At 53.2% G+C, this 24330-nt stretch carries 20 protein-coding genes and 2 riboswitches; of the genes, 9 read left to right on the top strand and 11 right to left on the bottom strand.

The window, feature by feature from the left end; all coding sequences use genetic code 11:
• Window positions 1-7: 7 nt before the first annotated feature.
• Window positions 8-1657, bottom strand: a complete 1650-nt coding sequence (locus PAECUDRAFT_RS26655) for a fibronectin type III domain-containing protein (protein ID WP_006039672.1) — start codon at window positions 1655-1657, stop codon at window positions 8-10.
• 236 nt (window positions 1658-1893) lie between these two features.
• Between PAECUDRAFT_RS26655 and PAECUDRAFT_RS24890 the strand changes: the two genes are divergently transcribed.
• Window positions 1894-4554 (top strand): peptidase G2 autoproteolytic cleavage domain-containing protein, encoded by a 2661-nt coding sequence (locus PAECUDRAFT_RS24890; RefSeq protein ID WP_006039671.1) that lies wholly within the window; start codon window positions 1894-1896, stop codon window positions 4552-4554.
• A gap of 86 nt (window positions 4555-4640) precedes the next feature.
• Here PAECUDRAFT_RS24890 and PAECUDRAFT_RS18565 read toward each other — a convergent pair whose 3' ends face one another.
• Entirely contained in the window at window positions 4641-5408 is a 768-nt protein-coding gene (locus PAECUDRAFT_RS18565; protein WP_006039670.1) for an exodeoxyribonuclease III, read from the bottom strand.
• 248 nt (window positions 5409-5656) lie between these two features.
• Between PAECUDRAFT_RS18565 and PAECUDRAFT_RS18560 the strand changes: the two genes are divergently transcribed.
• The 3 genes from PAECUDRAFT_RS18560 to PAECUDRAFT_RS24885 all read left to right on the top strand — a co-directional run bounded on the left by PAECUDRAFT_RS18560 (window position 5657) and on the right by PAECUDRAFT_RS24885 (window position 9987).
• Window positions 5657-7414 (top strand): methyl-accepting chemotaxis protein, encoded by a 1758-nt coding sequence (locus PAECUDRAFT_RS18560; protein WP_006039669.1) that lies wholly within the window; start codon window positions 5657-5659, stop codon window positions 7412-7414.
• A 133-nt stretch (window positions 7415-7547) separates the two neighbouring features.
• Window positions 7548-8252 carry an NAD-dependent epimerase/dehydratase family protein gene (locus tag PAECUDRAFT_RS18555; RefSeq protein WP_006039668.1) on the top strand — a complete coding sequence of 235 codons (705 nt, stop codon included), beginning with the start codon at window positions 7548-7550 and terminating at the stop codon, window positions 8250-8252.
• A gap of 181 nt (window positions 8253-8433) precedes the next feature.
• Window positions 8434-9987 (top strand): trypsin-like peptidase domain-containing protein, encoded by a 1554-nt coding sequence (locus PAECUDRAFT_RS24885; RefSeq protein WP_006039667.1) that lies wholly within the window; start codon window positions 8434-8436, stop codon window positions 9985-9987.
• A gap of 74 nt (window positions 9988-10061) precedes the next feature.
• Here PAECUDRAFT_RS24885 and murI read toward each other — a convergent pair whose 3' ends face one another.
• The 5 genes from murI to PAECUDRAFT_RS18525 all read right to left on the bottom strand — a co-directional run bounded on the left by murI (window position 10062) and on the right by PAECUDRAFT_RS18525 (window position 15966).
• Window positions 10062-10856 carry a glutamate racemase gene (murI, locus tag PAECUDRAFT_RS18545; RefSeq protein WP_006039666.1) on the bottom strand — a complete coding sequence of 265 codons (795 nt, stop codon included), beginning with the start codon at window positions 10854-10856 and terminating at the stop codon, window positions 10062-10064.
• A gap of 141 nt (window positions 10857-10997) precedes the next feature.
• Window positions 10998-11870 (bottom strand): DMT family transporter, encoded by an 873-nt coding sequence (locus PAECUDRAFT_RS18540; protein ID WP_006039665.1) that lies wholly within the window; start codon window positions 11868-11870, stop codon window positions 10998-11000.
• A 390-nt stretch (window positions 11871-12260) separates the two neighbouring features.
• On the bottom strand, window positions 12261-12929 hold the full coding sequence (locus tag PAECUDRAFT_RS18535) for a hypothetical protein (RefSeq protein ID WP_006039664.1): 669 nt from the start codon (window positions 12927-12929) through the stop codon (window positions 12261-12263).
• A gap of 425 nt (window positions 12930-13354) precedes the next feature.
• Complete coding sequence (gdhA, locus tag PAECUDRAFT_RS18530; protein WP_006039663.1) at window positions 13355-14731, bottom strand: NADP-specific glutamate dehydrogenase; 1377 nt, start codon at window positions 14729-14731, stop codon at window positions 13355-13357.
• Between the two features lie 257 nt (window positions 14732-14988).
• The gene (locus PAECUDRAFT_RS18525) at window positions 14989-15966 is read right to left on the bottom strand and encodes a diaminopimelate dehydrogenase (protein WP_006039662.1); all 978 of its coding nucleotides are present in this window, start codon (window positions 15964-15966) and stop codon (window positions 14989-14991) included.
• Between the two features lie 228 nt (window positions 15967-16194).
• Between PAECUDRAFT_RS18525 and PAECUDRAFT_RS18520 the strand changes: the two genes are divergently transcribed.
• The 5 genes from PAECUDRAFT_RS18520 (at window position 16195) to PAECUDRAFT_RS18500 (ending at window position 20496) form a co-directional block, all read left to right on the top strand.
• Window positions 16195-17466, top strand: a complete 1272-nt coding sequence (locus tag PAECUDRAFT_RS18520) for a molybdopterin-dependent oxidoreductase (RefSeq protein WP_006039661.1) — start codon at window positions 16195-16197, stop codon at window positions 17464-17466.
• A 170-nt stretch (window positions 17467-17636) separates the two neighbouring features.
• A complete protein-coding gene (locus tag PAECUDRAFT_RS18515) occupies window positions 17637-18812 on the top strand; it encodes an aspartate aminotransferase family protein (protein ID WP_233516786.1) in 1176 nt (391 codons plus the stop codon).
• Between the two features lie 109 nt (window positions 18813-18921).
• Window positions 18922-19434 (top strand): acyl-CoA thioesterase, encoded by a 513-nt coding sequence (locus PAECUDRAFT_RS18510; protein ID WP_040713201.1) that lies wholly within the window; start codon window positions 18922-18924, stop codon window positions 19432-19434.
• A 39-nt stretch (window positions 19435-19473) separates the two neighbouring features.
• Entirely contained in the window at window positions 19474-19791 is a 318-nt protein-coding gene (locus tag PAECUDRAFT_RS18505; protein ID WP_006039658.1) for a Dabb family protein, read from the top strand.
• Window positions 19792-19989: 198 nt separating this feature from the next.
• Window positions 19990-20496, top strand: coding sequence for a GyrI-like domain-containing protein (locus PAECUDRAFT_RS18500; RefSeq protein WP_006039657.1), 507 nt, complete (start codon window positions 19990-19992; stop codon window positions 20494-20496).
• Between the two features lie 410 nt (window positions 20497-20906).
• Here PAECUDRAFT_RS18500 and PAECUDRAFT_RS18495 read toward each other — a convergent pair whose 3' ends face one another.
• The 4 genes from PAECUDRAFT_RS18495 to PAECUDRAFT_RS18480 all read right to left on the bottom strand — a co-directional run bounded on the left by PAECUDRAFT_RS18495 (window position 20907) and on the right by PAECUDRAFT_RS18480 (window position 23934).
• Window positions 20907-21704, bottom strand: coding sequence for a sensor domain-containing protein (locus PAECUDRAFT_RS18495; RefSeq protein WP_006039656.1), 798 nt, complete (start codon window positions 21702-21704; stop codon window positions 20907-20909).
• A 253-nt stretch (window positions 21705-21957) separates the two neighbouring features.
• The gene (locus tag PAECUDRAFT_RS18490; protein ID WP_006039655.1) at window positions 21958-22422 is read right to left on the bottom strand and encodes a hypothetical protein; all 465 of its coding nucleotides are present in this window, start codon (window positions 22420-22422) and stop codon (window positions 21958-21960) included.
• A 182-nt stretch (window positions 22423-22604) separates the two neighbouring features.
• Window positions 22605-23078, bottom strand: a complete 474-nt coding sequence (locus PAECUDRAFT_RS18485; RefSeq protein ID WP_006039654.1) for a C40 family peptidase — start codon at window positions 23076-23078, stop codon at window positions 22605-22607.
• Window positions 23079-23082: 4 nt separating this feature from the next.
• Window positions 23083-23242: riboswitch (cyclic di-AMP (ydaO/yuaA leader) on the bottom strand.
• A 179-nt stretch (window positions 23243-23421) separates the two neighbouring features.
• A complete protein-coding gene (locus PAECUDRAFT_RS18480; RefSeq protein WP_006039653.1) occupies window positions 23422-23934 on the bottom strand; it encodes a C40 family peptidase in 513 nt (170 codons plus the stop codon).
• A 4-nt stretch (window positions 23935-23938) separates the two neighbouring features.
• A riboswitch (cyclic di-AMP (ydaO/yuaA leader) is annotated at window positions 23939-24100 on the bottom strand.
• Window positions 24101-24330: the final 230 nt, after the last annotated feature.

Genomic DNA, 24330 nt, shown 5'->3' with positions numbered 1-24330 from the left:
CAGCGCGTTATTGATAGGAAGGCGTAAGCGACGTTCCGCCCAAGCCTGTAGGAAGCGTGCTGGATTTGGACAAATACACTTTATCCACCTTCGCGCCGTCTTCGCGCACTTTGATGTACAGCGTGTGGGCGCCAGTCGGGATGGAAATCGTGCCGCTCGTTTTTTTCCAAGCCCACGTGCTGTTCGATGTCGTCGACACTTGCGTGTCGCTGCCGCTGTCGATGGCAACGTAGAAGCTATCCGAGCTGCCGTCCGGGCCGTTGCCGAGCAGGTGGATGTAGAAGCTGCCGCCGTTGGTCACCTGCAGGTTATAGGCGATGAGGTTGGTTGATGCGTTGCCGGAGCCGTTCGCCGTCTCCATGTTCTGGCCATTCGAGCAAGCCGTGCAGGCTGCCAAGGCGAATGTGCCGTTCTTGGACGTATACGTTTCCGCTTCGAAATAAGCGCCGGTGCTGCCGTCTACATTGTAAATCAGCGTGCCGCCAGTGCCTGCAGCCAGCGTTGTTACGCTCACTGGGCTGCTCGCCGCCGATACGTTGTTCGAGGCGTCTTTGGCTTTGACTGTATAGGAATAAGCCGTCGAAGCCGTCAGTCCCGTATTGCCAAAAGAGTTTGTTGTCGTTGAGCCCACGAGCGTGCCATCGCGATAAACGTCATAGCCGGAAACGCCTACGTTGTCCGTCGAAGCCGTCCATGACAGATTAACCTGCGTGCCGGACGAAGCGACTGCCGTTACGTTCGTAGGCGCAGAAGGCGCCGTCGTGTCTGGCGTCGGTGCATAACGCTCAATGATTTGGCTTGTACGGAGGACGTCTTGCTCCACGAGCCAGCCTTTGCTGCGAAGCAGGTTGATGAGCGCCGTGCGCTCCGACGAAGCTTCGGAGAAGCTGTCCGTCTTGAACGAGGCTTCAACCCAATATTCATTGCCTGTTCCCGCTGCGTTGATGACGGTCCATACTTCGACGTCAAGATCGAGGCCGTCGAACGTGCCCGCGTAACGGTTGAAGGTAACCGGTCCATAGATCACCGAGCTGTTTAATTGGGTCGTGCCCCAGCCCGTGCTCGTCCAGTTTTTGAACTTGGCAGGCGCATTCGAGTTCGACACCGTTCGGGATGTTGCTTCGGAAGGCATATTCAAGCCGCTGCCGCTGGAGCCGGAGATGGTAACGTCCTTCTCGTAAGCGATGCTAAGCGTTTGCTTGGAGTAGCCCCAATCGACTTGGAAATTGAAGCCGGACGCGGAGTCCAGACCCTCGCCAGCAGCTTGGGTTAACGCGGCGTTGATGTCGCCATTTTGGACCTCATACCGTTTCTTGAATTGAATTTCATGCGTGCTCTGGTCATCGCGTTTGCGAATGCGGTCGCTCCACCCTTGCCCTTGAAGGCTTTGCGTTGCGGTATCCATGTACTGCAGTTTATATTTTTTCGTCGAGGTGCCGGTCGAGAATTCGCTGCGGACGGCGCTTACGAGATTATGACTGGAGTCGAGCACGAGCGAAGGATCGAGATTTAATTTAACCTCATAATTCGGAGTGCCGTTAGCGGCAAAAGCGGATTTTGGTGCGATAAGCGGGCTTGCCAGCAGCGTAGCAGCTACCGTGCCGGCCAGCAGTGCTTTCCACCAGGCACGAGCTGGTGAGAGTTGTTGCGCGTACATTAGATTCATCCTCCCATAATGGTTGATTATCGTTCGGACAAATCATACGAGCGATTTGTTAATGGAATGTACGCGTTTTATGGAGTTATGATGAAGCCGTCCTATGCCCGTCCTCTACTATGAGGTCTCGGCGATATATACCGTACATCTGCACATTTTGGTAGATGCTAGGCAGCTAAACAGTCTATCCGCTCCGGTCCTCATATGATGGCATGGAAATAGGGAGGTGACTGGTAATGGGTGGATGTAAGGTACACAAAGCGAATCGTCGCAAGTTGAGACGGAAAAAAATATGCCGCGTTCCAAAGAAACGCTGCTGCTGCAAGCCCGTTATTAAAGCCAAGTCATGCGTTCACATAACAATAACGAGGCGGGAAGCGCAGCGTCTGCGGCGTTTGCTTCAACTTATAGATGCACTCGTCCCTCTGGTGCTGATGAATCGCGACCCAGAGGCGCTGAAGAAGCTGCGGCGCGCGCTGTCCAATCTGAATAAGCTGCTCCACAAGCTGTGCCCGGGCGCCGCCGAGCGTGCTATCCGGCTTGCAGTGCTCGAACTTGTGCTCGCCGAACTGCTCGTTACCCCGATGATTGCAGTATCCATTGCCGTTACGCTGAAGGTGTTCATGTTCAATGTGCAATCGATTAATGTTCGACTGGAAGTCAATCAGGAGATTCTCAATCAGATTCTGCAAATCGTGCAGCACATCGATAATAGCCTCAATACGATTATTAGTCAGGGGCTAGTCGGACCGCAGGGGCCTCCGGGTCCAGCCGGAGCTACTGGTCCTGCTGGGCCGCAGGGTCCGCCGATTACCGTGGGCTGTAATGCGGTCGCACTCGGCGCCTGCTCCTTCGCCGAAGGGCGCGATACGTTGACGACTGTCATCGCAGAGGCTTCGCATGCCGAAGGGGAAGGGACGATTGCAAACGGCCATGGCGCTCATGCTGAGGGCGGCATGACGCAGGCGAATGCAGAGTTTGCCCATTCCGAGGGCAATAGCACGATGGCTAACGGCGTCAATTCACATGCGGAGGGTAATGTTACGGTAGCTTTAGGCGCTAATTCGCATGCGGAAGGCGACAGCACAATGGCTACTGGCGACAATTCGCATGCGGAAGGCAATGGGACGTTGGCCTCCGGCGCGAATGCGCACGCGGAGGGAGACAGCACGACGGCAAGCGGTACCGGCTCGCATGCCGAGGGTGCGGGGACGCGCGCTATAGGCAATGATTCACATGCGGAGGGCGCAGGGACGACGGCGCAGGGGGATAACTCGCATGCCGAGGGCGGCGGCACGACGGCGAATGGAGCGAATTCGCACGCCGAGGGTACTGGCACGACTGCTAACGGAGCGAATTCGCATGCGGAAGGCGCTGGTACGACGGCGAATGGAACCAACGCGCATGCCGAAGGCGTCAATACGGCGGCGAATGGCAACAATTCGCATGCCGAAGGCGATACGACGACGGCGGGCGGGACTAGCGCGCATGCGGAAGGCAGCGGAACGTCGGCGGGCGGCAGCAGCGCGCATGCCGAAGGCTCCGGCACGATCGCAAGCGCAAGCAATGCCCATGCGGAAGGCTCCGGCACGCAAGCGACGGGCAACAATTCGCATGCGGAAGGCGGCGGCGCGCGAGCGACTGGGCCGCAAGCGCATGCGGAAGGTTTCAACACGTTGGCATCCCTCGACAATTCACATGCCGAGGGAGCGTTTACGCAAGCAACCGCGATTTCTGCCCATGCGGAGGGCGAAGGGACGATTGCCAGCGGGCAGCGGTCTCATGCCGAGGGTTTGGGCGCAAGGGCAATCGGTGACGCATCGCATGCCGAAGGCTTGAACTCGCAATCGGTGGGGATGAACTCGCATGCCGAGGGAGAAGGAACGATTGCGAACGGAATTCGTTCCCATGCCGAAGGGTTGGGCACGCAGGCCAATGGCGGCAGCTCTCATGCGGAGGGAAGCGGTACGGTGTCAGGCGGGAATGCCGCACATGCCGAGGGCCTGAATACGCAGGCAACGGGAGGCTCTTCGCACGCGGAGGGCGAGGCGACGATTGCCTTAGGCGACCGTTCCCATGCGGAAGGGCTTGCGTCGCAAGCGAATGGCGCCAACTCGCATGCCGAAGGCACCAATACGATTGCGAGCGGAATTAATGCCCATGCCGAAGGCAACGTCACAACGGCAAGCGGCGATAACTCCCATTCAGCAGGCAGCAACACGGTAGCGAATGCTTTGAATTCCTTCGCCGGCGGCTCGAATACGAATACCGGCGGACTTACTGGCGCTTATATTATGGGGGAAAACGGTACAGCTCGGTTCGCGAATTCCTTTCATGTCGCCAACGGCTTGGCGATCGGGCCGACGCTCAACTCTGTTATATTGGATGGGCCGGGCGGCAATCTCTATTTGGATGGCGCGGTTCTAGCCCCAGCTGCTGCGGACTATGCAGAAATGTTCGAGACAGCAGACGGGCAGCCGATCGACGTCGGCTATTTTGTAACCTTGAGCGGAGATCGGATTATGCGGGCATCTGCCTCGGATTCGTATATTCTTGGCATAACAAGCGCCACGCCTGCTTTCGTGGCAGATTCCAGTGATCTGCGCTGGCAGGGCTTATTTCTAAAGGATGAGTACGGGCGCATATTGAAGGATGAGCAGGGCGACCGGATTCTGAATCCGGATTACGATCCCGAACAGACATATGTGCCCCGCAGGGAGCGTCCGGAGTGGGTAGCTGTCGGCATGCTCGGCAAGCTAATCGTTCGCGACGACGGCACCTGCTTGGTTAATGGCTATTGCAAGCCGAATGACGAGGGAATTGCCACGGCAGCGGCTGATGGTTATCGGGTGATGAAACGGATAAGCGATGGGCTTGTGCGAATTTTGCTTAAATAGAAGCATAGTTGAGGCGTGCAGCTGAAAACGAGCAATGAACAGCGACTTGGATCGCTAGTCATTGCTCGTTTGTTTGTTGCGCATGTTCACTTGAGCCAAGCGTCCTCCAGCTGCACCATGACAGGGCAGTGGTCGCTCCCTAGAATAGCGGAATCAATACCGGCGTCCGTCACATGCGGCGCCAATCTAGCGGATGCAAGGAAATAATCGATCCGCCAGCCGATGTTCCGTTCACGGACCTTCGGCATGAACGACCACCAACTGAACGCATCATCCCGTTCAGGATGCAGATGACGGAACGTATCGATGAAGCCTGATTCGAGCAGATCCGTCATTTTGCCGCGCTCCTCTGTCGTGAAGCCGGAGTTGCCATGATTGGATTTGGCATTTTTCAAATCGATTTCTTGATGCGCGACGTTCAGATCGCCGCATACGATGACAGGCTTCTGGGCGTCAAGCTCCAGCAAGTATGCCCGGAAACGATCCTCCCACTCCAGCCGATAGCCGAGTCGGGATAAGTCACGTTTTGCGTTAGGCGTATAGACGTTTACGAGATAGAAGCGGTCGAATTCCAGCGTTAGAATACGCCCCTCATCCTCGGAGTCCTCTTCGATACCGTAACGTACGGTTAACGGCTCGACCTTCGTGAAGACGGCGGTGCCGGAGTAGCCTTTCTTTACTGCATAATTCCAATATTGCGAATAGCGGCCCTCGAGCGGCAGCTCGATTTGGCCCGCCTGCAGCTTCGTTTCCTGCAAGCAGAAAATATCGGCGTCACTTTCGTTGAAGTAGTCCATAAAGCCTTTGGTTACGCAAGCGCGCAAACCGTTAACGTTCCAAGAGATGAGCTTCATTGCAAGTCTCCTTCTTCGCTTTCTTGTCCATATGCTTAGTAGTGTCTAGTTTAGCACAAGTAAGTGTCAACGGGACTGCCCGTCTTAGGTTTGCTCCTCGTGGACCGCGCGGATGATGCCGGCTGCGATGAGGGGAGTCTGTTTAATGGGCATTAAGAACTAGTTAAAAAGGAGGGATTTTCAGTCTGTTGTCGAATTTACATCATACCAAAATTAACCGAATCGACAACCAGGAGAGGAACGAAACGATGATTACATGGGTTCGCGCGCGGCTGACGGCCCGCATTCTGCTAGGAGTGGCGGCTGTCATTGCATTAACGGTGGCGGGCAATATCCTGCTGCAGGTTTATAATACGAGAACGGCAGTAGAAGATGCGGTAAGCTCCTACAACATGAGTATTGCAGAGAATTATGCCAAGCAGCTGGATGCCAGCAAGTATGCGTCGTTTTTGGCCGAGCCCAAAGAAACGGATTTGTATTGGTCGCTTCGCAGCGAGCTGGACCAATTCCGTTTGTCGATCGGTGCGCGGTACGTTTATTTTGTTCAATTTAATGCGGGGAATGAGCCTCTCCTTATGATCGATGGACGCCCGAAGGGCGATCCGCTCGCTTCTCCGATTAATGAATCAACGGATATGCCGACTGATGCGGTAAAGCTAGTGCTGGAAGGCTCGCGCGCAAGCTCGCCGCTGATCGAGAATGAGCAGTACGGCAATTACATATCGGCTTACGTGCCTATGAAAGCAGCCGACGGCAAGGTTATCGGAGCGTTGGGAATCGATACGGATGCGACGGTGCTGGCAGGATTGGCGAGCCAGGTAACGCGTAAAAGCATCCCGCTATATGCCATTATGCTGGCGGTTGCGCTCATTGCAATAAGCTTTATGACATGGTTCGTTGCAATTGCCCTTCGTCCGCTGCGTACGGTGACGGCGAGCGCCGAGCGGATGGCGGCAGGGGAGCTGGGGGAAGCGAACCAGATGCTGCTTGCGAATCCAGTGAAGTCGCATGATGAGATCGGCAAAACCTATCGTGCAATGCTGGTGATGTCAACGCATTTAAACGACCGAATTGGCGCTATCGTATCGCGTATAACGACGACTTCGGAGCAGCTGATTGTGTCGTCGGGCACCTTCGCTGGATCAGCAGACGAAATGCTCGGCATGGGCGAAACGATGAATCAGTCGGTTCACAGCATTCTTACAGGGACGCAGGCGCAGCGGCAGAGTGCTCAGGATAATGCTGCAGCCATGGAAGAGATGACGCAAGGCATTCTTCGAATTGCAGAGTCATCGGGCGCCGTATCGACAGCAGCGCAGGAAGCGCTGGGAACCGCGCATTCCGGCAGGGAAACGATTCATTCGATGACTGCGCAAATGGTAAGCATCTCCGCTTCGGCAGAGGAAACGAGAGAGATCGCGATCAAGCTGGAGGGCAGCGGCCATCAGATGACGGAGGCGCTGACGAATATTCAGGATTTTGCGACGCAGACGAAGCTGTTGGCGCTTAATGCATCCATTGAAGCGGCGCGGGCAGGCGAGCATGGCCGAGGCTTCTCGGTCGTTGCGGCTGAGGTGAGGAAGCTGGCGGAAAATTCAGCAGCGGCTGTCCAGCATGTAACGGAGCTGCTAAGCGGCATTGGGCGTGAAGCCAGCGCGATCCGGGCGCATATGGAGGCCGCGACGAACGAAATCAAGGAAGGCTCGCGTTTGTCACTGCAAGCGGAGCAATCCTTTGATTTTACGGTGGATGCGTTCCAGCTCGTAACTGATCAGATTCTGGAGGTGTCCTCTACGGTTGAACAGCTGTCGGCAGGCTCGCAGGAGGTGGCGGCGACAGTCGGCAATATGGCCGATATCGCAGGCGGCGTATCGGAGCAGTCGCGCCAGATCGAGCAGTTGACGGACCAACAGCTGCAGTTGATCAGGCAGCTGCATGAGGCGTCTCGAGAGCTCAATGGCAAGGCGGCAGAGATGGGTGAAGCGCTCAGGCAGGTTAAGGTATAGGCTAGGGCCCTCTTCGGAGGGTCTTTTTTTGGTAGAAGAAAGCGGGGTTTGTATTCGCCAGCGGGAAGCTATATACTGTCCGATAGAATTGGAATGGATAGCAAGGACTTATGTACAAGGGGGCTGCATCATAATGGCAGAGTATGAGTATGCGGGCAGGAAGATTCGCGTCATCATTACAGGCGTAACGGGAATGGTTGGCGAGGGCGTGCTCGAGGAGTGCCTCCGCCATCCGGAGGTGGAGCGGGTGCTTGTACTTGGAAGGAAGCCATGCGGCAGGCAGCATCCCAAGCTGCAAGAAGTCATCCATTCGGACTTTCATGACCTGTCGTTGATTGAGTCGGACTTGACCGGATATAACGCCTGCTTTTTCTGCTTAGGCGTGTCCTCGGTGGGGATGACGGAAGCAGATTATACAAGCGTCACCTATGGCCTCACGCTGCATGTCGCAAGCACGCTGGCACGGTTAAATCCAGAGATGGTCTTGACGTATGTAACGGGCGCGGGGACGGATAGTACGGAGCAGGGGCGTTCCATGTGGGCGCGCGTAAAAGGCAAAACCGAAAACGAGCTCATGCAGCTGCCGCTAAAGGCGGCTTACATGTTCCGTCCGGGCTATTTGCATCCCACCAAAGGGCTGCGCAATGCACATAAGTATTACCGCTATATCTCCTGGCTGTATCCAATGGCGAAGCTGCTGTTTCCGAAGCATATGCTGACGCTCCGGCAGCTCGGCGTTGCGATGATTCATGCGGCTACGATGGGCTATGATCGCCCGATTCTTGAGGCACGGGACATTGAGCGGTTGGCTAGCGGCCATCGCACACGCAAGCAGTAATGGACGCGGCCGGAGGTCCCGATGAGGGACCTTTTTTTGTCTGACGGCACATCTCTTAAGAATAGTTAAGATTTGGATTAATAGAATATAATAATTTAAGAAAATTATAGGTTATTAGTAACGAAGTAGGTGGTATAATGGTCCTGTTCTACTACATTGTTAGTTAAAGGAGATTGCTAGAGTGAAGAAAGTCACGCTGCTATTATTCATCATCTTCATGTTACTCCCATCAATGGCGTTTGCGTCGGAAGTATCTACCCAGGTTTATCTAGATAATACCAAACTTAAATTTTCCAATAGCGTTCTAGAGGAAAATGGAACAACGCTAGTCCCATTCCGCAATTTGTTCGAAGCCATGGGGGCAAGCATTACGTTTGATCCAAAGACGAGCACGGTGAAGGCTGTTAAGGGCAGCAACACAGTACAGCTTGTCATTGGACAGACGGTTGCGTTCAAGAATGGCCAGCCGATTAAGCTAAACGTGGCGCCCAAGTCGGTAAAAAACGTAACGTACGTGCCGCTGCGGTTCGTAAGCCAATCGTTCGATTACGGGCTAAGCATTAAAGGGAAAACCATCTATATCACGTCGCCAAAGGGAACGACGCCGACGACGCCAACAACCGATCCAACGACCACGCCAACGACGGGCAACAAGACGGTTGAAGAAATTGGAGACCTGTCCAACCGCGTGGTTTATATCGAAGTATCGGACAGCAAGGATAAGGTGCTCGCGAGCGGCAGCGGCGTAATCGTCGGCGCCAGCGGCGAAGTTATTACAAACTATCATGTCATTGACGGTGCAGCCAGCGCTAAGATTTATACCGAAGATAAGAAGACGTATAAGACTACGACGATTCTGGCCAAAGACGAGAAGAGAGATCTCGCGCTGCTCAAAATCGACGCTACAGGCCTTCCAACTGTTACAATCGGCGATTCCTCCAAGCTGAAGCTGGGCGAGTCGGTTGTTGCAATCGGATCGCCGCTTGGTTTCACAAACTCGCTGACAGCAGGCCTGGTAAGTTCGCCGAGCCGCGTTGTGGACGGACAGAACTACATTCAAATTTCAACGCCAATCGACCACGGAAGCAGCGGCGGCGCATTGTTCAACATGAGAGGCGAGCTGGTCGGCATTACGACGGCGAAGATCGACAGCTCAGCTAACATCAATCTCGCGATTCCATCGACGGATGTAACGAAATTCCTGAATCTGCCGAGAACGAATGTGACGATGACAGAGAAGGCGCCAGCAACGTCTACGAAGCCTGATGGTACGCAGATGACTGCCAAGGAACTCATGAGTTATTTAAATGAGAATTACAATGTAATCCCGGTTGATAGCGGATTGAAGCTTCATTTCGTCTGGGTTGCTAAACAAAATGATGATAAAACATTTACGATTGGCGGCGTTATGCAGGATTATGATGAATATCTTGCACTAATGGAGCTTCAGAAAAAAGACGACCTCTATTTGCCTGATCTGATCTATTTTATTTCGAATGAACTGCATGATGATTTGAAGCTATCGGATATCTTGTGCACGTTCTTCATAGACGCTGATTTCAATGAATCTCCAGTTGGCTTCCCGGCGGAAGCGATCGAAAAGGATGGAAGCGGATATAACCTATTCTATAATTTCTTGCTCGGAATCGTGGATTATAAGGAAGGGTATATATACTATAGCGTTGACCCGTATGATGACAGCGATGATTCGGTTCAACGAATCAAAATTAACTAATTAAGATGAAAGCCGGACACCTCTTAAATGGAGGATGTCCGGCTTTTTGTTTGGTTTAACTAAGCAATATAAGACTATGATGGCGTGTCTTCGGCAGACGCAAGATTGCTGTTGACGTAAGCGAGCGCGGTTTGCATTTTATCCAGATAAGCAGGCTCATTGCCTGTGCACATGAAGTCGACGTGGCCGTGGCCGCGGCCTTCGATGCCGAACCGGTTCAGGAGGGCGGACAGGCGCTTCACAGTGCCGGCATTGCCATCCACTATTTGAATATGCGGCGGCAGCATGGCGCGCAGGATGTTCCTGTAGAACGGGTAATGCGTGCATCCCAGCACGAAGATGCCGTATTCATCAAGATTGTAAGGCGCAAGCTCTGCGCGGAAGTATTCTTCCATCACTTGCGGATCGAACTGCAGGCTTTCGCAATACCGGACGAGACCCGGAAGCGGGAGAGAATCGACGATACCGCCTTCATCGACGCGCGAGACGAGGGCGTAATATTTGGGAAGCTGCAGGGTGAGCTGCGTGGCCATTACGAGCACGCGTTTGCCGGTCGCGCGGTTCATCTCGACGGCAGGCTTCACGGCAGGCTCCATGCCGACGATTGGCAGCGAATACGTCGCGCGTAAATCTTCGACCGCAATGCTGGTGGCCGTATTGCAGGCGATGACAAGCGCATCGATGCCTCGGCTCATCATGCGTTCGACCGCTTCGAATACGTAGTCCTTTACTTCTTCCTTCGTCTTGGTGCCATAGGGAACATGCAGGGTATCTGCCATATATAAATAATCTTGCGCGGGGAGTCGCCGGAGCGATTCGGCTAGCACGGATAGCCCGCCGATTCCCGAATCGAAGAATCCAATAGTCATGTGGGATCGATTCCTATCGTATGTAGTCTAAAGCTCTATCCAGCATAACGCGATCAATGTCCAAGGGCAAGGTTTAATAGGGATAAACCATACATTGGCGGGGCAAATGTTGTCTAGTAGTGGGAAGGCGGCTCTAGTCGGTTACTCCTTCCCGTGACGGATGAATAGCCATACGCCGAAAAGGATGAATAGCCCAGCGCCTAGCTGGTAGGCTGTTAACGATTCTTTTAACAGGACCCATGCCAGCACGGATGCGATAACCGGCTCGCCGAGGACGGACATCGATACGGCAGCTGTATTCATATATTTGAGCAGCCAGTTAAACAAATAATGGCCAAACAGCGTCGGGACGATTGCGAGCAGCAGGAAGTTGCCCCACTCTGAAGCATCGTATCCGACGAATGGATTGCCCTTGGCGGCATTATAGACAGCGAGCGATGTAGCGGCGAAAAAGAAGACCGAGAAGTTGTAGACGAAGGCGCTCATATCCTTGCGCAGATGCTTGCCGAACATCATGTGCACAGCAACAGCCAGTGCGCCTAGCATGGACAGGACATCGCCAACTAAAGCGTCGCCCGAGAGTTGGAAGTCGCTGGACCCGATGACGATGGAGCCGACCATGGCAATGCTGATGCCTGCTAGCATCATGCGGTTTACTTTTGTCCGGAAGAGAAGGAAGGAACCGATCATCACAAACACGGGCTCCAGCGTAAGAATGACGGTCGAGCTAGCGACGGTCGTCAGGCGCAGAGAAGCCATCCAAAGCAGGAAATGCAAGCCTAGCATGATGCCTGACAGCGCTAATATCCCCCAGTGACGAGCGCTCAGCCCCATCCACTCGCGGCGGTATCGCCAAACAAGCGGAAGCATGAGCAGATTGGTCAGATATAACCGATACATGGCAATGACCGCTACGTCGGCATTCGACCAGCGGACGAAGATGGAAGAGAACGAGATTGCGATAATTCCGATGATGTAGAGCAATTCATAAGGTACTTTATTGGTGCGATTCATAACAAGTCTAAGCTCCCATACGTTATAAAAATGAAGGTATACGGATGTAATACTACTATAAATGGCATAGGGAAAGACAATCCAGTTGTTGCTAAGGCGGCTGCGTTGCAAGAACCTGCAAGAACCTGCAAGAACCTGCAAGAACCTGCAAGAACCTGCAAGAACCTGCAAGATGCTATGGCGTGTCTACTCAGGAGCAGAATGACCTCTTCCCATTGTACAAAATGCAATCAAGCCATAGCCGCCATAGGTGCAAGTGCAAGTGCGAATGCGAGTGCAAGTGCAAGTGCAAGTGCAAGTGTATCCACGGCCAGGGCAACTCTAAAGCCCCACAGCCCGCAGCCACAGGCTGGCGTATTGGCGTATCTCTAAACCGAGCCTATGGCTGTGCTATAGTAGCAGCTCTTTAGGCTCCGCTTTCAAAGCGTAGGCACGGACATGATTGGTCCGGTTTTCTATCGGTCGGAGCAGTCCTTTGTCGGTTAGGGCCCGGAGCCAGTTGCGGGCTGTACGGAAGTTGACCCCGAATCGCTCGATCACATCTTTGGGGCGGATCGGACGAGCCAGTGACCATGCTAGACGAAGGATGTCCTTCTCTACCATTGACTCGGGGCGAACCGGCGCATTGCGCAGCAAGTAGGGTCCGATCGCTAACTGGAGAAGCAAGCGGCAAACTTCCGGGCGATTTTGAATATCATCGAAGGAAAAATGAAGCATTTTCCAACCCATTCCGGTTAAAAAAGTGTCTCGATTCAGCGAATAACTGAATTTCTCGCGATCCATATCTTTCACATGGCTTTGAAACCCGTCGCATTCGATGCCGAATTTGCCGTATGCTGGCAGGAATGCAAAGTCAAGAAACTGGGATTTGCGATTCCAATCATAAATTTCATACTCCGGATGAAGATGCTCCAGCGTGCCGAATAGCGGCCACCAGACCTGCTGGAGCAGCAGCTTCTCAGCATATTGATGCCCACGGACCAGCCGGCCGCGGCGTTCGTCTGCCCTGCTTGTCGTGTGATGCTCCAGAAATTGGCCATATGCTTGCTCGAAATCCACGTAATACCCTCCTTTAATAGCACAAAAAGAACGCCCTTGCGCCAAGGAGGCTCAAGGACGTTCTTCGTCTGCAAGTAGTATAGCACCAGTTGATGGGGTAAACCACTTGTTTGTGCGTAAGAGAAGGGTTCGTTGCAGTTTGTGCAATGACATGACCCGCTAATCGGCTGCATACGCGCCTCCGTTGTAATTCGTGCAATGAGCTACGCTCATTTTTCTGCAATATGGCGAATTAAGCATATCAGAAGTGCTGCCATTGTACAGACTGCAATGGCAGCGCGTTTCATCAAGCATCCCCCCGATGTTGTTGCACAAAGTACAACGACATCGGGGGGGGGGGGGTATGCTTAATTTGAGCTTTTTCATTCGGCGCGCTTACTAGCTGCGCTCGGTTGTGGGGCTAGCGCGCTTATTGGAAATCTAGCTTATACCACGCCTTGAGCGATCATCGCATCGGCTACTTTAACGAAGCCAGCGATATTAGCGCCGACGACAAGGTTGCCTGGGTGGCCGTATTTCTCGGCTGCCTCGACGCTGTTGCGGTAGATGTTGCGCATAATTTGATGAAGCTTCGCGTCAACTTCCTCGAACGTCCACGACAAGCGCATGCTGTTTTGGGACATTTCGAGCGAGGATACGGCTACGCCGCCTGCATTTGCTGCTTTAGCTGGTCCGAACAGGACGCCGTTGTTCAAGAATACGTCGATTGCTGCCAGCGTCGACGGCATGTTTGCGCCTTCGCCGATCGCTTTAACGCCATTTTTCACGAGCATCGCTGCCGCCTGCTCATCGATTTCGTTTTGCGTAGCGCATGGGAGTGCGATATCGCATGGTACCGACCAAATGCCTTCGCAGCCTTCTGTGTAGGTAGCTGCAGGGCGCGATTTCACGTACTCGCTAATCCGTTTGCGCTCAACTTCTTTCAGCTGCTTCACCAGTGCGAGATCAATGCCTTCCGGATCGAAAATATAGCCGTTGGAATCGCTGCACGCTACGATTTTTGCGCCAAGCTGCTGCGCTTTCTCGATTGCATACGTAGAGACATTGCCCGAACCCGATACGACAACCGTGCTGCCTTCGAAGCTCAAGCCTTGCGCCTGAAGCATCTCGTTGACGAAGTAGACGCAGCCATAGCCCGTCGCTTCGGTACGTCCGAGGCTGCCGCCGTAGAGCAGACCTTTACCCGTCAGAACGCCAGCTTCATTGCCGCTTCTGATCCGTTTATACTGGCCGAACATGTAGCCGATTTCGCGTGCGCCTACGCCGATGTCGCCTGCAGGCACGTCGACGTCAGGGCCGATGTAGCGATACAGCTCGGTCATGAAGCTTTGCGTGAAGCGCATGATCTCATTGTCGGACTTGCCCTTCGGATCGAAGTCAGAGCCGCCTTTGCCGCCGCCGATCGGTTGGCCAGTCAGCGAGTTTTTGAAAATTTGCTCAAAGCCCAGGAACTTGATGATGCTTGCGTTCACGGAAGGATGGAAGCGGAGACCGCCCTTGTATGGTCCTAATGCGCTGTTGAATTGAACGCGGAATCCGCGGTTCACTTGCGGCTTGCCGTTATCGTCTACCCAAGGAACACGGAAGGAAACGACGCGCTCCGGCTCGGTGATTCGCTCCAAAATGCTATGCGTAATGTAATGCGGGTTCGCTTCAATGACAGGAATAAGAGAGTCGAGAATTTCTTTTACCGCTTGGAAAAACTCGCTCTCGCCTTGGTTGCGGTTAATGACGGTTTCATAGACGGATTGCACGTATTCCTTCGCTGTTTGCTGCGCTTGGTTTGCCAAAACATTGACCACGTGAATAACGCTCCTTTGGTGAACGACAAGAGATAGTTCGCAAGTCGTTTGCATAATTTGAATAATCGTTTATACTTTTTGTAGTGTTAGTTACAAATTTTAAATCAAACGAATGATAGATCGCCAATTAAAAATATTTTTATAGCTGATTAAAAATAGCTATGTTCCCGTTGCATGCAGGCTTCCAGATACAAAAAAAGCCCCGCCATCCGCAGATGGCAGGACTGTAATAACCGTTATGCAATGCCAAATCGAAACTACAGAAGCTCGCGACGAAGCTCTTCGCCCGACTTCGGAGACAAGTAAGCGAACGGAATATCGAATACCGTTTTCGCGCCGGCTTGTCCTTCTTGGCTCAGGCGATTAGCTGCCCGTGCATAAGCAACGAGTACGCTCGCCGTAAATTCCGGATTGCTCTCAAGCTTCAGACCGAACTCGATGATTTGTTTCGTGCTCTCGCCCGTGATGCCGCTCCGAATAACGAAGCCGCCATGCGGCATGCCTTGGTGCTCGGCAGCCAGCTGCTCTTCGGTGATGAACGTTACAGTCGTATCGTAGTCGGAGAAGTAGTTCGGCATTGAGATGATCGTCTCGCGAATAACCTCTTGATCCGCGTTTTCTTCTGCAACGACGAAGCATTGGCGCAGATGTTTCTCGCGCGTCTCAAGCTCCGGCGTTTCACCCGAACGAATGCGGTCGATAACCGACTCGACTGGAACCGTGTATTGGACGCCGGCTTTCACGCCTGGCACGCGACGAATAGCGTCCGAGTGGCCTTGGCTGACGCCTTTGCCCCAGAACGTGTAGTCCGTGCCTTGCGGCAGGATGGATTGCGCCAGCAGGCGATTCAGAGAGAAGAGACCTGGATCCCAGCCCGTCGAGATGACGCTGAGATTGCCGCCTTGCTTGGCAGCCGCGTTAACCGTGTTGAAAAACTCGGGAATTTTGGCATGCGTATCGAAGCTGTCTACCGTGTTGAACATGCTGGCAATGACAGGCGTTTGCTCTGGCAGGTCCGTCGCCGAGCCGCCGCATAGAATCATAACGTCGACGCTGCCTTTGTACTGTTCAGCAGCCGAAATATGTTCAAATTTAACGCCGCCCGAAGCGAGCTGCTCCGGCTGGCGGCGCGTAAATACCGCTACAAGCTCCATGTCCGGATTTTGTGCAATCGCCTTCTCGACCCCTTTGCCAAGATTGCCGTAGCCGACGATACCGATTTTAATTTTCCCCATTCTAGAAATCCTCCTCGAGCATGATATTACATTATTTTAATTTCACTTACATCTTAATGCAAATTAATAATTAATTTATACAAATGTCGATGATTCTACTCGATAATTACACATGCCATTATGGCCCAAAATCTAGCGTGCCCTCTGGCTTCGCGCCTTATGACAAGCCATCCATCTCGGAGGTATAATAAGGATATCTATGGTGTGGATGAGGATAGGAGGATGGATGTGCCGAAGGTGCTGGATCGCTTGCGTAAGGGCTACGGACGAAAGCTGGCTTCGCTGCATGCTTGGAACGGTTGGATTATTGCCGCGCTAGCTGTGACGGGGCTTGTGCTGCTTGGAGGGTTCTGGCGAGGTGTGCTTGGCGAAGGGCGCGTTTGGATCAAATGGATTCATATCGTTGTCGGCCTCGGGTCGCTGCTGCCCGTACTGTTTTACTTGTTGTTAGCCACTAAACATTGGAAGCAGCTAAAAGGAAGGCCGTGGCAGCGTGCCAACGTGCTAGCTGTGCTAGCCTTATTGCTCGGGTGGCTCGGCTCGGGCATACTGCTCTGGCAATTCAAGGCGGTTGGACCGGCATGGTCCAATCCGGCGCTGGTCGTTCACGATTTGTTCACATGGATCGGATTGCCGCTCATTATCTATCATTCCATCACCAGAACGCAGTGGCTCAAGGATGCGAATCGCCGCGCAATCCGAACGGGCAATGAAACAGCTTCGGATACGGGAGGGGGCGCGCATCCTGCAGCAATGCCGCGGCCGCTCTATTCCCGGCGATCGTTCATTCGAGGTGCAATCGGCGTCGGATTAGCGGTGACAATCGGGCCGTCCTTTCTCCGATGGCTCGGGAGCTCCTTCAACGGGCTTGGCGGCGCAATCGGTGGAGGGGATGCCATGGAACGGCTGCTCGCCAATGATTCGAACCGGATGGTTCCGGCGCCTATCCCTCTTGCGGCTTCGGCACCCCCTACGGGCGGCGGAGCAGTAGGCCATTTTCGCGTCTATACGGTTACGCCTATCCCGAGCTTCGACAATCATAATTGGTCATTTACGATTGATGGGCTGGTGGATCGAAAGCTTAGCTGGAATTGGGAGCAGTTCGTCAAGCTTAAGCGGGAGGTGCAGGTCAGCGACTTTCATTGCGTAACGGGCTGGTCAGTGTACAACAACACGTGGGAAGGCATTCCGCTGAAGGCGCTATTAGCGGAGGCGGGCGTGCAGGCAGCGGCCAGAACGATAAAATTTTATTCCGGGGATGGCGTGTACACCGATGCGCTGACGCTGGAGCAGGCGATGGTTCAAATGGATGATGTCATCGTCGCCGTTCTGCATGACGGCAAACCGATTCCGAGCGATCTTGGCGGGCCGGTTCGCTTGATCGTACCAGCCATGTATGCCTATAAGTCGGTCAAATGGCTCAATCGCATCGAGCTGATCGCGGATGGGCATATCGGGTATTGGGAGCAGCGTGGCTATGATAATGATGCTTGGGTGTAGCGAGCGGGCAATCAGCTGCTGCGCAAGGATTCGAATAAGGAGGACAGCCTGGCATGAATGGGCGGTCCTCTTTTTTTGAAGATGGGCAATTTTTATACAGTGTATTGCATGATTATTCATATATACGTATAATCATTCATCATATCGATGCAAGAGGAGGACTGCTGCACATGTCGAAAGAGGCTATTTTATTTACCGCTAATCGCCCGGAGACCATTATGTCCCATGGGGAAGGGATGCGCATGTGGGACACGGAAGGGCGCGAGTATCTCGATTTTATCGGAGGCTGGGCCGTTAATTCGCTGGGCCATTCCTCTGCTGTCGTTCAGCAGGCGTTGGCTGAGCAATCCGCTCGGCTGGTTTGCGCAAGCCCAGGCTTCTACAACAAGCCAATGCTGGCATTTGCGGAGCAGCTGACTGCATTGTCCGGCTTTGATCGCGTGTTTTTTGGAAGCACGGGGGCAGAGGCGAATGAAAGTGCAATCAAGCTCGCGCGCAAATTCGGGTCCGTCCATCGGAATGGCGCATTCGAGATCATTACGACGCTGGGCGGCTTCCATGGCCGTACGCTTGCGACGATGGCGGCCACGGGGAAGCCGCATTGGCAGACGCTTTTTGCGCCCAAAATGCCCGGTTTTGTGCATGTCCCCTTCAACGACATCGATGCTATGAGACAGGCCGTTAGCGAACGGACCTGCGCGATTATGCTGGAGCCTGTTCAGGGGGAGGGCGGCGTGCACGTCGCAGATCCGGCGTACATCGCTGCGCTTCGCGAGCTGTGCGACGAGCAGGGGATTTTGTTGATTTTCGATGAGATTCAAACGGGCCTTGGCCGGACGGGGAAGCTGTTCGCATACGAGCATTACGGCGTGAAGCCGGATATTATGACGCTGGGAAAAGGGATCGGCGGCGGATTTCCGCTCTCCGCCATGCTGACGAAGGCGCAATACGATTTATTCGAAGCGGGGGACCAAGGAGGTACGTACACCGGGCAGCCTTTGGCCATGGCGGTAGGCAGAGCCGTCGTGGACGAAATTGTAAGCAGAGATCTGTCGAGTCATGCCTATGAGCTGGGCGCGTATTTGAAAGATAAGCTTCAAGCATGGCGGGTTCGGTTTGGGCTGCGCAATATTCGCGGTCTCGGATTGCTTCTCGGCTTTGATTTGCCGGAACCTTCGGGTAAGGAAATCGTCGCGGCTTGCATGGCGCGCGGCCTGCTCATCAATTCGCCGAGCCCTTCCGTTATTCGGATCATGCCGCCGCTTATTGTTACGCGCGAGGATATCGATCAGATGCTTGCGACGTTGGAGCATGTGCTCCAGCGCCTTAACCTAGAGCAGGCGTAATGACCGCTTGATGTCTAATGGAAAATGATGTCGCTTCATGGTACAGTAACGGTATCGTTATATACCAGCAGATCCGATGCAAGCGTCGGACAAAAAGGGGCAATCAGGCATGGAGCATCGGTACGCACGCGAGTCTAAGTGCTACAAAACATCAAGGGTATTCCCAACGGATGTCAACAACCACAACACGCTGTTCGGCGGCAAGCTTATGGCGTACGTCGATGACATCGCCTCCATCGCAGCGAGCAAACATTGCCGCCGATCGGTCGTTACTGCCTCAACGGACTCGGTTGACTTCCTTCACCCAATCCGGCCATCCGATTCTGTCTGCATGGAATCGTATGTAACGTGGACGGGCAACTCCTCCATGGAGGTTTTCGTGAAGATCATTAAAGAAGACCTCTTGAACGGAGAACGGACGATTGCGGCCACGTCGTTCCTTACCTTCGTAGCGCTCGATGAGAACCGGAAGCCCGTTGCGGTGCCGGAAGTCATTCCGGAGACCGAAGAGGAAATCAAGCTCCATGAGACGGCCCCCCATCGCGCAGAGATGCGCCGGATGCGGCGTCAGGAAAGCAAGAAATTTGCCGGCTATTTAACGGTGAAGCAGCCTTGGGATTAGGTTGGAAACAACTACATAGGTAATGGAGGCGGTAAAATTATGACAGCGGCATCGCAATCCCGCATTATTCATTCGGTTATTTTTAACCTGAAGCATGCCTTAGGTTCGGAGGAAGCGCGGCGTTTTCTAGAGGATGGACAGCGCATTCTGCGTGCTATTCCTGTCGTGGAGGATTTCGTCGTCAATCTTCAGACGAGCCCGAAGAACGACTATCAATATGGCTTCTCGATGGCTTTCGCCGATCAGGACGCCTACGACGCTTATAATGCGCATCCGTTACATGAAGCGTTCGTGAGGGAACGCTGGGAGACTGAGGTTGAGCGCTTCCTGGAAATTGATTACGTGCAATGGAGCTAAGCTTTAGCTGCTGAAGGGCAAAAGGGGCACCGGGTAACCGTTTATACGGTGCTTCGATGCTCTTTTTTTGTTAGCGCGGCCTGCCCGTTGATCAGGTCATGTCCATGCAGGAAAAGGAAACCTTGTTATCGAACTGGTAGGGAGGGTTCCGGAAAGGCTCTACCAACCACCGACCCAACCAAAGGAGGCGGCATCAGCGTGAACGAGCAGTCGCAGGTCGATAAGACCGGCTTTGCCAGTGAAGTTGTCACTGTGCATTTGGATGAAATGAAGTTCGTCGGTCTACCGGTCATCGTTTCGTTTAAGGATGGGGATTATGGCACGATCAGCAAGACGAAGCAGCTGTTCATGGAGCGCATGGGCGAAATTGAAGGCGTTATCAATCCCGATATTTTGTGGGCGCCTTGGTATGCCAATGACATTATGTTCACGTATGTCTACGCCGTGCAGGTTGCGAGCTTGGATAATAATGTGCCCGAAGGGCTGGTCGGCTTTACGCAGCCAGCAGCCCGCTATGCGACTGTTCACTATGAGGGACCGCTGCCTTGGGAGCCAGACCCTTACGAGAGACTTCAAACTTATCGACAGCAGGAAGGCCTGGAGCAGGTGAAAGGCTTGATGGTGCTGGAGAAGTATGAGTTCGACCGCGAAGACCATCCGGACGGTTTGCTGTACGTTGATGTGTTCGGGCCGATTCAGGGCTGACCGCGCCATACTGCAGAGTGCGATCACTCTGAACATGATGTACATCTGTAGCGGTTAGAATTCGTTCGTTAGCCTATAGTTCTCATTGTATTTCTTACAAGGAAATCTCATCGGGCGCACAAAATAGGAAGGCGCCATGCATTTAGTGCAATGGGGAAAGCGGGTTGACTATTCTTCGGATCTTTGGAGAGCATGTCGACCGTATCTCGCTGTATAAACTGCAAGGATACCCTTCGAAATCGTGCAATCGCACCGTTCTCATTGTACAAAGCGCAACGATATGAAGAAAAGAAAACAGCACCCTCGAAGGCGAGGGTGCTGTTTGCATTGGTCGATTACCATCACAATAAGGAACCTACCGAGAATAGCTTACGTGCATGACGACGGCGGATCTGCGTCCTGGGAGACGGCTAATGGGAGGAATTCGTGTCTTTCAGATCAGGATTCGTCAGCGGAAAATCATATTCGGTAGCCTTAAGCTCCTCCAGGGGATGCTTAAACGAAAATGCGCTGTTATGCTCCTTTGCTACAGGCGCTTCGACCGTGACTGTTTCCGCACGCGGGTGCAGCATGCCGGCGATCCGGCTGCCTTGGGAACGCGCCAGCACGGCTAGCAGCGGCCCGCCGATCATGAGGAACAAGACACCGACTCCTGTTCCAATGTATGCGCGCTGAATGCCGGTCAAGGCAGGCGTCAGGACGTCGAACACAACGTCATCCTGGAAACTTGGGATCCCATAACGCTCAAGCACAAGGTATACGGCAGGCGAGAACAGCAGCGCCATACCGCAGACAGGGAATACGACCGCAGCGGCGAATTGGCCGATCGCAGCAGGGAGCTTGCCGAGCCAGTAGCCTAGCGGAACATAAGGGGCAGATGTTGTAAGCAGCTCGCGGTACGTGAATGGACCGAAAGCGTGATGATGGGGAACGGCATTTGCCGCTTTAGCGGGAAGGATGCCTCGCGTACGGCGAACGTCCTCCATCATGAGGGCATGGGAGAGGTGGACAGCCAGCTTCAACAGCGGAAGCCCGATGAGGATCGGCACAAGTCCGAAGCCGAGCGCGATGAGGGTAACCGATAGGGTGAAGCCAATGATGGATAGAGGTAAAGTGATGAGTGTCATGTATATGGTCTGTATCATGTACCGACCGAGTGCGCCGGACTGGGCAGCTTCGGGTTGGGGCTGTGTAACGGTATTATGCATGCCGTGTAACTCCTTTGATATTGGAATTGGATGATCAATAGTTCCAGTATAAAGGGAGCTTACAGAAGCGCATACCGCCCGCCGCCCGGCGCGATTCCCCTACTTTGGTCGAGTAAGGATAGAGACTAGAGCAGGAAACGGAATGAAGACCATTGCAGAGCAAAGCCGCAAGAAGAAGGCATAGACCTTCTTCTCACGGCTTGGGAAGATAGCAAGCGCAAGACGGTTGGGGAGCTTGCTAAATGGCGATTAATCAGTAATCGAGACGGTTCGTGATGTAGCCTGATACATGCCAATTGGAGGCGCTGTCATAAAACTTATAGTAATTACCCACCGGCTGGCTTAGGCCATAGACGGTGCCGGATACGGATGCGACGAGCACATTGTTTTTATAGATGTGGAAATTGCCGTTGATTTGATCGGCAGTCGTTGAGGTTACGCTGATGAGCCGGAATTCATATTTGACGCTGCCTACATAGACGATCGCATTATAAAATCCTTGGTTGCCCGAACTTAGCGGGTTTTCCGTCCAGCTGGCGATGGCATTGCCGCTCGTTGCGGTTAGCATCGCGCCAGTGCCGCCGTCTTTGACATAAAGCGGACTGGTAGAGAATACGCCATGCACGTAGGTTGCAGGCGCTGCCGAGCTTGATACCGCGATCCCCATCGTCATGATAAGCAGCAACAAGGATACCGCGACTAGCCATTTCTTCTTCATTAATCATCCACCTTTCAATTCGTGTATTGGGTTTGGTTCCCAACTGAACATATGTGGTGGAAGTACAATCCATTCCTGTATTCGCGCAAAAACCGTATGCCACGTCCCGATTGCTCAGGCAGGCATACGGTTTTTGTTGTCGCTAGCTATGTGTTACGCATCTTCGCTAACGTTCGACATCCTTATTCAGCGGAGGAGTCGGCGTATTTCCCGTAAGATGCTGCGTCCATGACACGGCGTGCGGTTACATAACGTTTCGCGTAATACGAATCGCCAAGCGCGCTGATGGTTACGCCTTTGCTGGAGGACGCGTGCGCGAATTTGCCGTCGCCAACATAGATGCCGACATGCGAAATTCCGTCACCGCTCGTATTGAAGAATACGAGATCGCCTGCGCGAAGGTCGTCTTTATCGACGGCAGAGCCCATTTTGGCTTGGGAGCCGGACGTGCGCTCGAGCGAGATGCCGAGCTGTTTGAACACGTACTGCGTAAAGCCTGAGCAATCAAAACCTTTGACCGAAGTGCCGCCGGATACGTAAGGTGTTCCGATTACAGCGTCGATCTTGTTGTCCAGCGTCGAATCTGCGAACGCACTGCCGACTTGAATCGTCAACAGCATAGCTAGTCCGAGTAAAACTGCAAGCGCTTTCTTCAAAAGGTGGTGCTCCTTCCAGAGCCTACGAGGTTAGCTGTGGGGTTCGGTTGAAGGTTCCCTATGATTCCTGCGGCGCACGTCGATAGGACGAGAGGCGGAGTCAATTCACCCTAAAAATGGTTCCCCCGTTCACCGCCAAGGCGATGATTCGGCAAATTTTGTATGACAATCTAAAGATTCGATAAAATCTTAAATAGTCCTGCCGATTTTACTGGTAAAATTTTATTAGTTTTCTGAGAAAGAGTGGGTAAAAAGAACAAAGACCGCACGAGCTTGTCCGAATGGACGAAGTCTTGTGCGGCCTTTATTGGGTGCATGGCAAGCGCCATGCCTATGATGCATCCTAGTCGACGTCTGGACCGCCATCTACTTGGTCAGCCGGATCGTCCGCGTATTTCTCATAAGATGCGGTGCTCATTACGCGTCGAGCGCTCATGTAACGATTAGCATAGTAGGAGTCGCTCAAGTTGCTGATCGTGACGCCTTTGCTGGAGGAAGCGTGAGCGAATTTGCCATCGCCGACATAGATGCCGACATGCGATACGCCTTTGCCGCTCGTATTGAAGAATACGAGATCTCCTTCACGAAGGTCGTCCTTGGCTACTGCTTTGCCAAGCTTGCTCTGCGCGCCAGATGAGTGGGGCAGAGAAATGCCGAATTTCTTGAAGACGTACATGGTAAAACCAGAGCAATCGAAACCTTTGGTCGTCGTTCCTGCGGACAGGTACGGCGTTCCAATCACGTCATCAATTACTTGGTTCAGTTTGGAGTCTGCTTTGGAATCCGCGAAAGCGCTTCCCGCTTGGAAAGCGAACAATAAGGCGAGCCCGAGCAGCAATGCAGTAAACTTACGCACGTTGTAGTGCTCCTTCCATTGCCTACGAGGTTAGCTGTGGGGTTCGGTTGAAGGTCACCTATGATACCCTCTGGCCGTGCTTGAATATCCAATAAGCGCGGTCGGGATCAATTAACCCGGAGTGGTTCCCCCGTTTTCGTACACTGAAATTCGGCAGCTTTTTTATGTACAGGGAATAATAATTCGTATTTTTTGAAGAAAATCCTTCCTAACTGTCGAATTTCTAATAATTCTCATGGAATTGGGAGGGATTCCGGTTGTTTATGAGAGGTTTTCTCATTTTTGCTCAGAATTCAGCCGGAAAGTATGGAGTATGGTTCAAATAACGCAAAGAAGAGGCCGCGCCAGAAGGCGGGGCCTCATTACGATAGGCATGAAGTTGATTTCGTTCCTAAT

It is taken from the genome of Paenibacillus curdlanolyticus YK9, assembly GCF_000179615.1.
GTDB classification, from domain to species: domain Bacteria; phylum Bacillota; class Bacilli; order Paenibacillales; family Paenibacillaceae; genus Paenibacillus_T; species Paenibacillus_T curdlanolyticus.
The sequence above is the reverse complement of the archived record's forward strand: the minus strand, read 5'-3'. Positions and strand labels throughout refer to the sequence as shown.

Bases quoted from the DNA above. Each gene is read 5' to 3' on its own strand.
- PAECUDRAFT_RS24890 (WP_006039671.1), top strand. From the start codon at position 1,894: ATGGGTGGATGTAAGGTACACAAAGCGAATCGTCGCAAGTTGAGACGG.
- PAECUDRAFT_RS18565 (WP_006039670.1), bottom strand. From the start codon at position 5,408: ATGAAGCTCATCTCTTGGAACGTTAACGGTTTGCGCGCTTGCGTAACC.
- PAECUDRAFT_RS18490 (WP_006039655.1), bottom strand. From the start codon at position 22,422: ATGAAGAAGAAATGGCTAGTCGCGGTATCCTTGTTGCTGCTTATCATG.
- PAECUDRAFT_RS18560 (WP_006039669.1), top strand. From the start codon at position 5,657: ATGATTACATGGGTTCGCGCGCGGCTGACGGCCCGCATTCTGCTAGGA.
- PAECUDRAFT_RS18495 (WP_006039656.1), bottom strand. From the start codon at position 21,704: ATGCATAATACCGTTACACAGCCCCAACCCGAAGCTGCCCAGTCCGGC.
- PAECUDRAFT_RS18515 (WP_233516786.1), top strand. From the start codon at position 17,637: ATGTCGAAAGAGGCTATTTTATTTACCGCTAATCGCCCGGAGACCATT.
- PAECUDRAFT_RS18505 (WP_006039658.1), top strand. From the start codon at position 19,474: ATGACAGCGGCATCGCAATCCCGCATTATTCATTCGGTTATTTTTAAC.
- PAECUDRAFT_RS18525 (WP_006039662.1), bottom strand. From the start codon at position 15,966: ATGGGGAAAATTAAAATCGGTATCGTCGGCTACGGCAATCTTGGCAAA.
- PAECUDRAFT_RS18510 (WP_040713201.1), top strand. From the start codon at position 18,922: ATGGAGCATCGGTACGCACGCGAGTCTAAGTGCTACAAAACATCAAGG.
- PAECUDRAFT_RS18540 (WP_006039665.1), bottom strand. From the start codon at position 11,870: ATGAATCGCACCAATAAAGTACCTTATGAATTGCTCTACATCATCGGA.
- PAECUDRAFT_RS18555 (WP_006039668.1), top strand. From the start codon at position 7,548: ATGGCAGAGTATGAGTATGCGGGCAGGAAGATTCGCGTCATCATTACA.
- murI (WP_006039666.1), bottom strand. From the start codon at position 10,856: ATGACTATTGGATTCTTCGATTCGGGAATCGGCGGGCTATCCGTGCTA.
- PAECUDRAFT_RS26655 (WP_006039672.1), bottom strand. From the start codon at position 1,657: ATGTACGCGCAACAACTCTCACCAGCTCGTGCCTGGTGGAAAGCACTG.